Here is a 13,603-nt window from a genome sequence, read left to right on the forward strand (position 1 = left end):
TCATACAATCTGATAGCCAGTTGATTGCTGTTTGCAGCTAACGGTCAAACTACATTTTGTATTTTTACCCTATCGACTCGGAATCAATTGGCAGTGGCCAATGTTGCGAATCTGAATTATCAAAATCGCATTTATAGATCAACATCTAACCCCTATGCTTATCAAGACGTTTGGCAGCGCCGTTCAAGGCGTGAACGCCTATACCGTAACCGTGGAAGTGAGTGTGAGCGCCGGCGCAAAGTACTTCCTGGTGGGCCTACCCGACAATGCCATTAAAGAAGGCGAACAGCGTATCGAATCAGCATTGGCTCAGTACGGCTACAAGCTCAAACGCCAGAAAACCATCATCAACATGGCACCTGCCGACATCCGGAAAGAAGGTGCTGCCTATGATCTCACCATCGCGATGGGTATGCTGGCAGCCGGTGGACAGCTGGCCGCTGATAAGCTCTCACAGTACATGATCATGGGGGAATTGTCACTCGACGGTTCGCTCCGGCCAATCAAAGGAGTGCTTCCTATTGCCATCCAAGCCCGCAAAGAAGGGTTCAAAGGCATCATACTGCCTTCCCACAATGCCCGCGAAGCGGCGATTGTGAATAACCTGGATGTGATTGGGGTTGAGAACATCAAAGAAGCCATCGATTTTCTAAATAGTGAGCTCGACATCCAGCCTGTCAAAGTAGACACCCGCGATGTGTTTCAGAATTCGGCTAACCAGTACGCGGCCGATTTTTCGGATGTGCAGGGGCAGGAGAATATCAAGCGGGCGCTGGAGATCGCAGCCGCCGGTGGTCACAATGTGATCATGATCGGACCTCCGGGAGCGGGCAAAACCATGCTGGCCAAGCGGCTACCTTCTATCCTCCCGCCGCTGTCGATGCACGAGGCACTCGAAACAACAAAAATACATTCAGTGGCAGGCAAATTGGGCGAGGTTTCTTCCCTGCTTTCTACCCGACCATACCGGGCACCCCACCATACCATATCTGATGTGGCCCTGGTGGGCGGCGGCGGTATACCGCAGCCCGGCGAGATCTCCCTAGCTCACAACGGGGTACTTTTCCTCGACGAGCTGCCAGAGTTCAAGCGCACTGCCCTAGAGGTAATGCGTCAGCCATTAGAAGAGCGACGTGTGACTATATCCAGGGCCAAAACTACTCTGGACTTTCCGGCCAACTTTATGCTCATTGCCAGCATGAACCCTTGCCCCTGCGGATTTTACAATCACCCCGAGAAAGAATGCGTGTGTGCCCCTGGCTTGGTGCAGCGCTATCTCAACAAGGTGAGCGGCCCATTGCTCGATCGAATAGACCTACATGTAGAAGTAACGCCCGTAACTTTTGATGAAATGACCGCAACCCGGAAGTCGGAAGACAGCGAGACCATACGACAGCGGGTAGTTCGGGCAAGAGAGATTCAGCGGGAGCGCTTCAATGAATTTGACTACATGCACTCCAACGCCATGATGCCTTCACAAATGGTGAAAGAGATCTGTCAGATATCTGACGCCGGACGCACCCTACTAAAGACCGCCATGGAGCGTCTTGGACTTTCGGCCCGTGCCTATGACCGCATCCTGAAAGTGAGCCGGACCATCGCCGATCTGGCTGATAGTGAAGAAATTAAAATTGAACATTTAGCAGAAGCTATTCAGTACCGCAGCTTAGACAGAGACGGTTGGGCAGGCTAACGCACCTCAAAACTCAACTATCTATATATTAAATACTTACAAAGTTCAACATCTTAAAAAGGTGTTGAACTTTTCTTTTTAATGCCGTTTTAATTTACTTTTTTAATTGCACTGTATGCCACGCGAAATCTAAAACTTTTTTAGACTTTTCTTGGGAGGCTGCGTAATATGGGACGTCAGGAACATAAACCGAAGAAGACAAGACCTGACGGTAATACACTTAACCTACTAACCATTTACTACTATGAAGAAAAGAATTTTAATGCTCGTTTTAGCCATGACCACAGTGGTTGCGGCACATGCACAGGGCCCACGACTAGGTATCAGGGCGGGTGTAAATTATGCTGGCTTTGGCGGATCTGATGCCGACAACCTGGATCGCATCTGGGGTGGACACGCTGGTCTGACTGCTAACTTCCCACTATCAGTTGACAACTTTTTCTCGATACAGCCAGAGGTGCTTTACTCTATGAAGGGTGCCGAAACCAGTGCAGATGATGTGAAGTGGAAAATCAATTACCTGGATGTGCCGGTGCTTGGCCGCGTAAACGCTGGTCCGCTTTATTTTGAGGCAGGTCCGCAGGTGTCATTCAGGATAGGCGGTGAAGTAGATGTGAATAACACAACCATTACTGAAGACTTAGATGACTACAAACGTACTAGTTTTGGATATGCTGCCGGTGTTGGTTTGCAGGCAACTCCACTAGGCTTAAGCATTGGCGTCCGTTACAATGGCGATATTTCTAAGCTTTATGACAACACAAACATAGGCAACTATCGTAATGACGTATTCATGCTGACGCTCGGCTACCTGTTTGGCGGCAGATAAAAGCGCTATTAGTACAAAATAAAACTATATTACTGAAGCCCCGGTTCGTGCCGGGGCTTTTTCAGGTATAGCTGCCATACCTACTCCCCTCCTTCTTCCGACCATCATACAAGTGCCACTCACCAAGTACGTGCAACAAATCAAGCCACTGTTTGTAATAAGGTATAGCTTACTTCCGCTCCAGAGATCAGGCGACTGGAAAAGGAGTAGAATAAAGTGCAATTATTAAAAAATTATCAATCTGATAGTCAACCAGATGCCACATTAGCGCTAAAAATACTGCCTGCATTTACTCAATAAAAATATAGTTCTGCACGTATATTGCTCAGATTATACCAAAATAACCAATACCCAATTATGAAAAAGCTATTATTAATGTTCGTGTTTGCAGTAGTGACTGCAGTTGGTGCCCAGGCACAAAGTGCAAGCTTCGGTATACGAGGCGGTGCAAATATCTCTAACCTGTCAGGCGACCTGCGTGACGAGGATCGTTTCAACAACAAAGTCGGCTTTCATGCCGGTATCATGGCCAACTTCGGCATCGTAGACAACTTCTTCTCGATACAGCCAGAGTTACTTTATTCTGTTAAGGGTTTTAAGAATGAGGATTCGGAGTTTACATTGCTTGGTCAGACAAGAAGACGTGAAGGTAAAGTAAACTATAACTATATCGATCTTCCAGTGCTTGCCAGAATCAAAGCAGGCCCTCTTTACTTCGAAGCAGGTCCGCAGGCCTCATACCTGTTGAGCGTCAACAATGAAACCAGAACGTATATAAACGGTACGCTGCAGTCGACCAATCGGGACGAGAAAAGCAAAGAAGGGCTTTCTGAGTTTGAAGTAGGCTACGCAGCTGGCATAGGCTTCACCTCAGCTAACAATGCCATCAGCTTTGGAGTACGCTACAACGGCGCTTTCAGTGATTTCGTGAAGGAAGACGTGAACTTTGAAGGTGACCTGACTAATGCCCGCCACTCTACCTTTATGGTAACAGTAGGGTTTGCACTGCCAACTAATCGCTAATTATCTTTCCCAATGAGAAAGCCGCCGGGTGCTAAGCACCTGGCGGCTTTTTTTGTTTCGGCTGTACCTACTATACCTACTGCTTAACTAAATGCCGCCCTCAGGAGTACTATTAACTACAGCTCTATACCTAATTTTTTTACTATACCCGAAATTATGAAAAAGATCATACTCCTGACGGCCTTGTTGCTAGTCACTTCACTTTCGGTGCAAGCTCAGTACTACCGCTACGGCGTAAAGGCTGGGGGTGGCTTCTCTAAAGCAGTTGGCTCCGATGCCCCCTCTGACCAAATCAACCATCTGGCTGGTATACACGGCGCTTTTGTGTTCGCCTACGAGTTTGCCTCCCGCTTATCAGTACAGCCCGAACTACACTTCAGTCGCAAGGGCTTTACCTACGACAACTATACCTTAAACACAGCTGCTGAGACGGCCCTAACCGGCGACCTCCGGCTCGATTATATAGAGCTTCCTCTTATGATCAAGTTGCAGAAAGCAGCTCTGTTTGTAGAAGCCGGTCCTTACATGGGCTACCTGCTCAATGTCGGCAATAAGGTCAACATTGTCAGCACCGACCCTTCCGTTGATCCTCCTGTAGTTTTTGGGCGGGAAGATTTCAGCCGCGATGACTTTAACAGCTTTGATGCCGGCTATGCTATAGGCGGTGGTTTGATGCTCGAGAGTGGTTTTTTCCTGAACGTACGCCACACAGCTAGTCTGCGCCCATTTCCTAAAGCAGACCTGAGCCAGCGCAACCTTGTATGGCAACTCTCCATCGGTTTTATGATGCCTTCACGCCGGCCGGGCAACTGGTAAGGGCAGTTTGCTGTACCTTAGCTGTACCTAAAAACAAAGCAGCCCTGCTACTTCAGTTAAGTAACAGGGCTGTTCTTCTTTAGCGAAGAGGCTTACTTGCTCATCTCTGCATAGTATTTATAGAACTGTGGGATCGTCTCTATACCTTTCATAAAGTTGAATACACCGAAGTGCTCATTTGGTGAGTGGATCGCATCCGTATCCAGACCAAAGCCCATTAGCACCGAATCCAGTCCGAGCTCAGACTTGAACATAGCCACGATCGGAATAGAACCACCGCTACGCACTGGCACTGGCTTCACACCAAATGTTTCTTCATAAGCTCTTGCAGCAGCTTGGTAAGCAACCGAATCTGTAGGCGTCACCACTGGCTCGCCACCATGGTGCGGACGAACCACTACCTTCACGCTTTTCGGCGCAATGCTTTCAAAGTGCTTCTTGAATTTCTCTGTGATTTCCTCAGATGACTGGTTCGGCACAAGGCGCATCGAAATTTTAGCAAAGGCCTGCGAAGGAATAACCGTTTTAGCACCTTCACCAATATAGCCACCCCAGATGCCATTCACATCCAGTGTCGGACGGATGGAGTTGCGCTCCATAGTGGTATAGCCTTCCTCGCCATGCACATCCGGCAGGTCAAGCGCCTGCTTATACTTGTCGAGGCTAAAAGGAGCGCGGGCCATCTCGGCACGTTCCTCCTGGCTCAGCTCCTCCACATTGTCATAGAATCCAGGTATGGTGATGTGATTATTCTCGTCGTGCATCGACGCGATCATCTGACACAGGATGTTGATCGGGTTCGCCACAGCACCGCCATACAAGCCAGAGTGCAAGTCACGGTTCGGGCCAGTCACCTCTACCTCCACATAGCTCATGCCACGCAGACCAGTTGTAATAGAAGGCGTGTCGTTGCCCAGCATACCAGTGTCAGATATCAGGATCACATCGGCAGCCAGCTTCTCTTTGTTGTTCTTCACGAACGTAGCCAGGTTGGCGGATCCTACTTCTTCTTCACCCTCGATCATGAACTTCACGTTACAGGTCAGGGCGTTGTTCTGCATCATCACTTCAAATGCCTTTACATGCATGTACATCTGACCTTTGTCGTCGCAGGCACCGCGGGCGTAGATTTTGCCGTCCTTGATCACAGGCTCAAACGGAGGCGAGTGCCACAGTTCGTAAGGGTCAGCAGGCTGCACATCATAGTGGCCGTACACCAGTACGGTAGGCAATGAGGGGTCCACTATTTTCTCACCATACACAATCGGATAACCGCCGGTCTCGCACAGTTCCACTTTATCAGCACCAGCTTCGCGCAGCTTTTGGGCTACAAAATCAGCTGTGCGCAGTACATCTCGTTTGAACTTCGGGTCGGCGCTTACGGAAGGCATTCGCAGCATGTCCAGCAGTTCGTTTATAAAACGGTCTTTGTTGTCAGTGATATATTGATTCATAGTCTAGATAAATGTCTTGCCTTAAAGGTACGAAAAAAGCCACCCTTCGGAAAGAGTGGCTTTTAGAATGCTTATACCTGCGGACTGCTATACCTATTTTCGCAGCCCCAACTTAATGTTGGCTTTGCTTTCTTCGCCGTTGATCAGGCGATTGATGTTCTTACGGTGCGTTAAAACCACCACGGCAAACACCACAAATCCGAATATGATCAGGATCGGGTTGTCAGGGTGAAAACGTGGCAGCAACAGTAGTATCGGGAATGCCAATGCCGCGATCATAGAACCCAGCGACACATACCTAGAGGTAAAGAGCACGATTACAAAAATAACCATGCACATCAGCGCCACTTCCAGGTGTATGGCCAGCATCATACCGAGTAAAGTTGCCACACCTTTGCCGCCCTTAAAGCGCTCATACACCGGAAAGATATGTCCTACCACTGCCAGTGCACCCATTGCCAACTGATAGATGATCAAATCTTCGGCGGGCACAGCGTTGAAGATTACCAGTAAAGCTGCCAGCGAAGTAGCCACCCATCCTTTAAAGATGTCGATCAGCATCACGATTGTGCCCGGCTTTTTGCCCAGCACCCGGAATGTATTTGTTGCTCCGGAGTTTCCACTACCGTGCTGGCGAATGTCAATTCCGTAGTAAGCTTTGCCGATCCAAACGGCGGTAGAAATTGATCCGATCAGGTATGCTACTATAAATAAAGCGGCAATTAAAAGTATGTTCATGACGCGTGTGTCAGCTTTTTGTATGCATTAACTATACTTAACAAAGTTAAGTGCAGTTTACGTGTGTTTTTTTAATCTAAAAGAACCCAAATATAGGGACTTGTTAATTTAATATCCAAAAGAGGGCTATCTTTCCCTATACGGCCGGAGTGCAGGTATCGGTTATTGCCAGCCTTCTTCCTCCTCCACATTTCCTTTTTTCTTCTTCTTTTTCTTTTTGGTATCTTCTACTTCATCTTCGGCAACATTAAACCCACCCTGCTCTGCTACTGGTGCCTGAGTTGCCATCTTGAAAGCATCTTTACCGTTCAGGTAGTCATGCTTGAACTGATCCACAAAACGGTTTTTGTCGATGTTCTCGCCCATGTACATGCCGTACTTGCGGCTGCGGCCACCACTGGCTTTGGAGCGGATGGTCTTGTTCAGGTCAGCGTCAGATGATACGACTACCAATCCGTTCTCCAGGTAGCTCATGAACACCCAGGTATACGGATCGGCCTGCAGGTATAGGTTCACCACCGGTTCGCCGTTCAGGTCCTGCTTGATCTCCATAAAGCCGTCCATGTCAGCCCCTATCTCTTCTTTCAGCACATTAGAGAGGCCTAGTTTTCCTACACTGTACCAGGCATTGGTTTTGTTGGACCAGCGCAGGTCTACGTTGTGGAACACCATGCTGCGCACCAACTTGTTCGAAAGCTTTGGTAAAGTGATCAGTCCGCCTTGCTCACGGTAGCGCTGCGCATCGCGGTTGCCGATGATGTTACCCAGTTTGTAAAGCATCTCTTCAGTACTTGCCTGGTCACCGCCTCCTCGTATAGCAGTTTCGTTTAACTTTTTGCCAAGCCCACTGATCACCTGCGAATGCATGTTCATGTCAAAGGCCATCAGCGCATCAACAGCATAATAGCCGCTATCAGCTTTGGCTATACCTGTACCTGCCGACTCTATTCCGAAATCCTTCAATGAGTTTACCAGGTTAAGTTTGCCTTCAAACGCTACGGTTTTGGTGCCTTCATTGTAACGGAGTTCGTTGCCTTCATAAGATCCGGCAGCTGATCGGGCCGCATCAGTGATCTTAAACTCGCTGTTCGCCTTATCATATGACAAGTCGCCGCTCACAGTAAAGATGTCCAAGTCATCGTCGTACTGCTTTTTCGAAACAAAAGTATTGTAAGGTTTGAACGTACCACGCGACAGGTGCAGGCCAGTGTAGAGTTGGTTGCCGTCCGGAGCCTTCTGCTTCATGATCGGGATGCGCACATTGTCCGGGTTCAGGGAGTCGCGCTTGAAAGGGAACCAGTCTGAGTCTTCCTCGTTTCCGGTAAAGTTCAGCTTCAAATCGCCATCAAAGTCCATGTGCGGACGGTAAGCATACATTTTCACGTTACCTCTGTAGCGGATGTGCGGGAAGATGTAGAAGTTGTCAGTATCACGAACCAATGCCTGCGCATAGGTCGTATTGATGTTCTCCTTCTTTTTTAACTGGTGCTGCTTGTACACGAAATCCGCGAATTGCAGCTTGAACGAATCGGAAGCTGCATTCTGATAATCGTGCACGGCTGTACCACTAAAGGCGTTACGTGACAATACGTCGATGTTGCCGGAATACAGCTTATGGAACTGCTGCAGGGAGTCAGCCATCACACGGGCATTGCGCAGTGTAGTGATGGTAGCGCCTGCCGCTACGGCTACTTTGCCACTGTCAGGTATAATGTGCACATCGCCTACCGGTATGTAAGGCACACCGCCAGCCAGAATGGAGTTTACTTTCAGGTCATACTCCCCTGTAGCTGCGCTGAAGTAAAGGCCGTCCTGCTCCGGATGCTGTGAGTAGAAGTAATTTTTCCCTCCTGCACCATCGGCTGCCAGGCTTACCTTTTGCTGTTTCATGTCCCAGGTAGCACGGCTCATCGAAGTCTTGTACTGCGCTTTAGGGAATTCTATACTGGCTACGCCCTTCTGCTCACTGCCAAACTCCACAAAGCGTTTATCCAGGTCATAACTGATAGCCATATCTGTCGCTTTCATGGCCGGCTTACCTTCCACGTCCGACTTCACGATCATCTGTGCATTGTTGCCTGAAAGGCTACGCCCTTTAATGGACAGTTTCTTCGACACGATGTTGGCATCGGTATTATCCATTTCACCATCGCCGTACAGGCCGCCCGGTGAAAGTTTAGCCGTGCCCGTAAACTTGAACTCCTCTTTGTAGATCTTCATCGGGTCTTTGGCAGCGGCCATCACGTACATGGTGTCCTGCTTCGGCATCCAGATCATTTCATACTGCCCCAGGCTTGCCACAGGGAAGTTGGCCTCGCCTCCTCCCGGTTCCATTTTGGCACTAGCTCCCTTCTGTGTCACTACTTTATCGAGGTAATAGGTATACTCCGGCGCTTCAAAGGTTGAGGTCAGGTACTTGAGGGTGCCCCGGCTCTGTATACCTTCGGAGCTCATCATGATGGTGTCGTAGGCTATACCTTTACCGCCGAAAGCTGGCAGCCCGTTAGGGCCTGGCTGGTAGTAGAAGCCCAGGGTCTCATCCGGCATCATGGTCAGCTTGGTCTTGATCGGCGGGAAGATGCTTCCTGAATGGAAGGTGCCACTAAAGCCAATCATACTTTTACCTTTGCTCAAGCTGTCGAGTTTGTAGGACGGGATGTCAAAATAAACAGTGCTATCATAGGCTCCTCCCAGTACGTCTGGTCTGGCAAAGGCCACCTGCCCACCCATTGGTGAGTCAAATTTAGGGTACTCCGGATAGTGCTTACGGCCTGATTTGTTGTTTGGCTTATTGATATACAGCTTACCGGACATGTTGCCCGAACGGCTGGTCATCACCTGCTCCAGCTCTTTCTTCCTGCCAATTGCGCGGCGCTTCTTCGTTACAAAGGCTACCGTGTCCAGTTTCTGCATGTCGATCATGAACTCGTTGTAATCGAACTTGAACTGGGAGCCTCTGAAGTTAAGGCGGCCGGCGTATAGCTTACCTCCAAACTCCATGTTACGGTTGTCGAGCAAGTGCACAATGTTGCTATCAGGTACGGCGTACACTGCGGATGAGTCGTTGTTGAATGCCATTTTCTCTACACCACGCACTGTCAGGCGGTTGTTGCTTAGGTTAAGAGTGGCATTGCGGCCAGATGGCACCACTGACTTGATCACCAAGTGGTCATAGTCGCTCAGGTTCTGCGCAGAACCCACATAATGCCAGGCTTTCGGCTTTAGGGAGATAAAGTGCGACTGCCCATCGTAAGTCAGATACCCCTCCCGTGCCAGGCTGATAGCTGCCTCCTGTACCGCCTTTTCATTCAGTTTTGAGGCTTTCGCTACATCAAATGCATAGAAATCATTGGTTTTGGCTTTGGCCGCATAAGATACCAGCACCTGCAGCGGGTGGAAACTAGCTACTCCTACCAACTGCTGAAAACGCATGTTAGAGAAATACTGCGCCGATTCTAACTGTACCGGTATGAGTGTTTTCGTGTTGAGGATCGAGAAGTTAATATGTGGTGTGCCCAGGTTCCAGGCAAGGCGTTCGGCTGTGATCTCAAACTTGTGGTAGCTGTCGTAGAATGGTGTTTTGCTATACACACCCTTGTCGCGGGTTAGCACCAGTTCGCGGGTTGGCTTGGAGTAGCGCAACTGCATGGCCGGATGCGTCAACGAGTCCCGGCGCTGGTTCTGGTAAATGGCTACATAGGCTCTATTAGCAAATATGATCGAATCGTTCAGGTTGTAGTTGTGCGCCATCGACCGAAATTTCTTTTTCCCATCTTCCAGTACGGCTAAGGCCGACACACTACCATCCAAGGGCTTACTGCCAATCAGGTCACCGGCCAGCGTAAAGCCCCCGGTATAAACAATATCCTTGCCCAGGCTTTTCACTTTCGCATCATTCGTGAAAGAGGCAAAACGCGGGTAAGACTTTTCTCCATTAGTGCCAGCTTTTGAGCTTCTGAACTCAAAAACACCCTCAATCGGCGCATCCAGCACAGCATTGTAGGTAATGGTCGCGTCAGGCACTTTAAAAGCGGCTGCTGTAATATCAAAATTGAAGGCTTTAAAAGCAGCTGAGACAGGCTTGCCGTCCACTTCCCACGAGAATGACCCGCCTTCCCCTACAAACAGGTTATTGGCCAGCATCAGGTGTCCGCTCGTTTTCATGATGGCGGTAGAATCGTGGATGGTTGCAAAGCTCAGGTTCACGTTTTCCAGTTTCATCACCGGTCCGCTTACCTTCGGCTGAGCAGGCACGAACATCTTTTTAAAATCGTCGCGGCGCTTCTTCTCTGCTACCTTCGGGTCTACTTTTTTGGCTGCGGGCTTTGGCGTGTCCCAGGCATCACCCCAGTCGTCGGCGGTGGCCTCGCTGCTCTCACCCGCTACCTCATCATCCCATGAGAAGCTGTCCCAGTCACTCACCTCCGCAGACTTTTCTTTGTCTTTTGGAGCCGCCTTTCCTTCATAGGCAAAGCTTACGCTCCCGCCTACGGTGCGTAAGGTATACTGTTTGTTCTGGTACAGTATACCTGAGCTAAGATAGCTGCTGCTGGTCTGGAAGAAACGATCGAGCGCTATACCTTCATCCTGTTGCACAGCCTTGGCCACTACTTCCAGCATGTTGTCGATCTGAGCGCCGCGCATGTTGTGATGATTCACGGCTCCCACCAGCATCTCGTAGAAGTTCTCGTAATGCGGATTAACGCGCATTTTCTTGCGGTACATCAGCTGCGAAATATCAACCACTTGCTGCTTCTGCTTTTCGGAGAGTCGCTGGTTGCCCCATACACTTTCCAAGGCAGCACCGAGAGCTTCGGCATTTTTGGCCTTCCCGGTCACCAGCATGTTTTTGGCATCCGTGATGTACTGCTCTGGGTCGGTAGACAGTTTGGTCTGGGCTTGTGCTGCGAACACAGCCAGAAAGAATAAAAAGGGTAGAAGTTTATATTTCATAGGTCGGAAGGATTTCGATTAGCTGTTCTTGAAAATAGCAGACACCCAGTTGTTCTTTGTCCGGTGGGATACATAAGTCAGGCCAAGCTCGGCTGCACGCTCCTGCAGCGCCGGCAGGTCTTCAGTATAAAAGCCGCTCAACAACAGCGTACCTGCTGGTTTCAACACCGCCACATAAGCCGGCATGTCATCAAGCAGCACGTTGCGGTTAATATTGGCCAAAATAATATCGTAAGGCTGGTCTCCTTCAATGGTCTCGGCACCTCCCAATCGCACGTCAATGTTTCCGTAACCGTTCAGTTCCGCATTTTCGCGGGCATTCTCTACTGTCCAGTCTTCTATTTCTACGGCAACGATTTCAGAAGCGCCTAACTCGCCCGCCATGATCGCCAGTATACCTGTACCACAACCCATGTCCAGCACACGCTTGCCTTGGTGGTCCAGTGTTAGCTGGTTCTCAATCATCAGGGTGGTTGTCTCGTGGTGGCCTGTACCGAACGACATTTTCGGATTGATCACGATGTCATACTTTGCCTCGGCTGGTTTCTCGTGAAACGAAGCTCTTACCGATGCCTGCCCGCCGATGAAAAGCGGCTCAAAATTGCGCTCCCATTCGGCGTTCCAGTTCTGGCGCTCGATTTTCTGCACTTGATACTCAACCGTGGTATAGCCAGCATAGCGGGCTATCATGTTGTCCAACTCGTGCTGGTCGAATTTATCTTCATCAATGTAAGCGTTGAACCCCTCCTCTGTTTCCACAAAGGCGTCAAAACCCAACTCGCCCATCTCGGCAGTGAAAATGTCGGCAAACTCAGGGTTTACTTTCAGGGCTACTTCTATAAAATCCATGTGCGATAATTAAGGGCGGCACGCTGCGTAAGAGCGCACGTTGGTAAAATGTACAGTAAAATCAGCGAAATTTCGGTTATCAGTCACGTAGAGCACGTGGTCGGCAAAGGCTTTTTTGTTGGTAATGTGCCAGATGCCAGTACCGTCGGCAAACAGTTTGTTGCTCTCGCGGTACACTACCATAGAGGCAAAGGCTTCTTCATCGCCCAGGTACACCGTGTAAGCGGCTGTGTTTTTATACTTCGGGTCACGCTCCAGGTATACAGAGCCATAGATGCGGCAAATGTCGTTACCAGCCACCCTTACAGACGGCTCAGCTGCCGGCTGTGGCGCTGTCAAATACGGGAGCAGCGAAAGCCAAAAGGATATTATTAGAATCATAACAGATAATTTAGCCAAATATAACTATATCTGCAATAAAAAAGGCTGCCAACTATATAGCGGGCAGCCTTTTTTCCTGTGTTATCTGATTATTAGAACGATTTGATGATATCGGTAAAGTCTCTAGACTTAAGTGATGCCCCCCCGATCAGGCCGCCGTCCACATCTGGCTGAGAAAACAGTTCTTTGGCATTGCCCGGGTTGCAGCTGCCCCCGTACAGGATGGAGCAGTTGAAAGCCGCCTCTGCATCGAACATGCGCGAAAGCTGCTCACGGATGTAAGCGTGCATTTCCTGCGCCTGCTGGCTGCTGGCAGTACGGCCGGTACCAATGGCCCAGATCGGTTCGTAAGCGATCACCACTTTATCAAACTCCTCGTTGCTCAGGTAAGAAAGGCTATCGTGCAGCTGCTTGCCCACATAGTCGAAGTGGCGGTCAGCATCGCGCTCCTCCAGTGGTTCACCGCAGCAGAAGATCGGGGTTATACCCTGTGCGATGGCTGCTTTCAGTTTTTTGTAAAGTGCCTGCGCGTCTTCGTGGTGGTACATGCGGCGCTCACTGTGACCAATGATCACATATTGCACCCCTACTGACTTCAGCATGGCAGCTGATACCTCTCCGGTATAGGCGCCGCTGTCGTGCTCACTCACGTTCTGAGCAGCCAGGTGCATCAGGTCGTTGCCCTGTGTTAGCTTACCCACGCTCTGCAGGAAAGGGAAAGGCGGCGCCACGATTACGGTCACATTGCCGTTCACTTCGTCCTTCACCATATTATCGATCTCCGATACCAGCGAAAGTGCCTCCTCGTAGGTCTTGTTCATTTTCCAGTTTCCTGCAACAATTTGTTTTCTCATGTTTTATGCTTTG

The 13,603-nt window shown here is 49.6% G+C and carries 10 protein-coding genes; 4 read left to right on the forward strand and 6 right to left on the reverse strand.

The features are described from left to right. Window positions 1–154: 154 nt before the first annotated feature. The 4 genes from I0P70_RS18870 to I0P70_RS18885 all read left to right on the forward strand — a co-directional run bounded on the left by I0P70_RS18870 (window position 155) and on the right by I0P70_RS18885 (window position 4,361). Window positions 155–1,693 carry a YifB family Mg chelatase-like AAA ATPase gene (locus I0P70_RS18870; protein ID WP_196120709.1) on the forward strand — a complete coding sequence of 513 codons (1,539 nt, stop codon included), beginning with the start codon at window positions 155–157 and terminating at the stop codon, window positions 1,691–1,693. Between the two features lie 244 nt (window positions 1,694–1,937). Then, a complete protein-coding gene (locus I0P70_RS18875; protein WP_230392297.1) occupies window positions 1,938–2,522 on the forward strand; it encodes a porin family protein in 585 nt (194 codons plus the stop codon). Between the two features lie 357 nt (window positions 2,523–2,879). Next, complete coding sequence (locus I0P70_RS18880; RefSeq protein ID WP_230392298.1) at window positions 2,880–3,545, forward strand: porin family protein; 666 nt, start codon at window positions 2,880–2,882, stop codon at window positions 3,543–3,545. A 156-nt stretch (window positions 3,546–3,701) separates the two neighbouring features. Then, a complete protein-coding gene (locus tag I0P70_RS18885; protein WP_196120710.1) occupies window positions 3,702–4,361 on the forward strand; it encodes a porin family protein in 660 nt (219 codons plus the stop codon). A gap of 92 nt (window positions 4,362–4,453) precedes the next feature. Here the strand turns inward: I0P70_RS18885 and I0P70_RS18890 are convergent, their stop codons facing one another. From I0P70_RS18890 to tpiA, 6 genes are all read right to left on the reverse strand, one after another. Further along, window positions 4,454–5,815, reverse strand: coding sequence for a dipeptidase (locus tag I0P70_RS18890; protein WP_196120711.1), 1,362 nt, complete (start codon window positions 5,813–5,815; stop codon window positions 4,454–4,456). A gap of 93 nt (window positions 5,816–5,908) precedes the next feature. Further along, window positions 5,909–6,553, reverse strand: coding sequence for a glycerol-3-phosphate 1-O-acyltransferase PlsY (plsY, locus tag I0P70_RS18895; protein ID WP_007655617.1), 645 nt, complete (start codon window positions 6,551–6,553; stop codon window positions 5,909–5,911). A gap of 162 nt (window positions 6,554–6,715) precedes the next feature. Further along, window positions 6,716–11,506: a hypothetical protein gene (locus I0P70_RS18900; protein WP_196120712.1), complete on the reverse strand. Its 4,791-nt coding sequence runs from the start codon at window positions 11,504–11,506 to the stop codon at window positions 6,716–6,718. A gap of 18 nt (window positions 11,507–11,524) precedes the next feature. Then, window positions 11,525–12,355 carry a 50S ribosomal protein L11 methyltransferase gene (gene prmA, locus I0P70_RS18905; RefSeq protein WP_196120713.1) on the reverse strand — a complete coding sequence of 277 codons (831 nt, stop codon included), beginning with the start codon at window positions 12,353–12,355 and terminating at the stop codon, window positions 11,525–11,527. A 9-nt stretch (window positions 12,356–12,364) separates the two neighbouring features. Further along, window positions 12,365–12,736, reverse strand: coding sequence for a DUF6150 family protein (locus tag I0P70_RS18910; RefSeq protein WP_040574044.1), 372 nt, complete (start codon window positions 12,734–12,736; stop codon window positions 12,365–12,367). Between the two features lie 92 nt (window positions 12,737–12,828). Continuing rightward, window positions 12,829–13,590, reverse strand: a complete 762-nt coding sequence (tpiA, locus tag I0P70_RS18915) for a triose-phosphate isomerase (RefSeq protein WP_196120714.1) — start codon at window positions 13,588–13,590, stop codon at window positions 12,829–12,831. Between the last annotated feature and the right edge of the window lie 13 nt (window positions 13,591–13,603).

Source organism: Pontibacter sp. FD36, assembly GCF_015686655.1.
In the GTDB taxonomy this organism is placed as follows: Bacteria; Bacteroidota; Bacteroidia; order Cytophagales; family Hymenobacteraceae; genus Pontibacter.

Coding starts and splice junctions, on each gene's coding strand:
- I0P70_RS18870 (WP_196120709.1), top strand. CDS start 155: ATGCTTATCAAGACGTTTGGCAGCGCCGTTCAAGGCGTGAACGCCTAT.
- I0P70_RS18875 (WP_230392297.1), top strand. CDS start 1,938: ATGAAGAAAAGAATTTTAATGCTCGTTTTAGCCATGACCACAGTGGTT.
- I0P70_RS18880 (WP_230392298.1), top strand. CDS start 2,880: ATGAAAAAGCTATTATTAATGTTCGTGTTTGCAGTAGTGACTGCAGTT.
- I0P70_RS18885 (WP_196120710.1), top strand. CDS start 3,702: ATGAAAAAGATCATACTCCTGACGGCCTTGTTGCTAGTCACTTCACTT.
- I0P70_RS18890 (WP_196120711.1), bottom strand. CDS start 5,815: ATGAATCAATATATCACTGACAACAAAGACCGTTTTATAAACGAACTG.
- plsY (WP_007655617.1), bottom strand. CDS start 6,553: ATGAACATACTTTTAATTGCCGCTTTATTTATAGTAGCATACCTGATC.
- I0P70_RS18900 (WP_196120712.1), bottom strand. CDS start 11,506: ATGAAATATAAACTTCTACCCTTTTTATTCTTTCTGGCTGTGTTCGCA.
- prmA (WP_196120713.1), bottom strand. CDS start 12,355: ATGGATTTTATAGAAGTAGCCCTGAAAGTAAACCCTGAGTTTGCCGAC.
- I0P70_RS18910 (WP_040574044.1), bottom strand. CDS start 12,736: ATGATTCTAATAATATCCTTTTGGCTTTCGCTGCTCCCGTATTTGACA.
- tpiA (WP_196120714.1), bottom strand. CDS start 13,590: ATGAGAAAACAAATTGTTGCAGGAAACTGGAAAATGAACAAGACCTAC.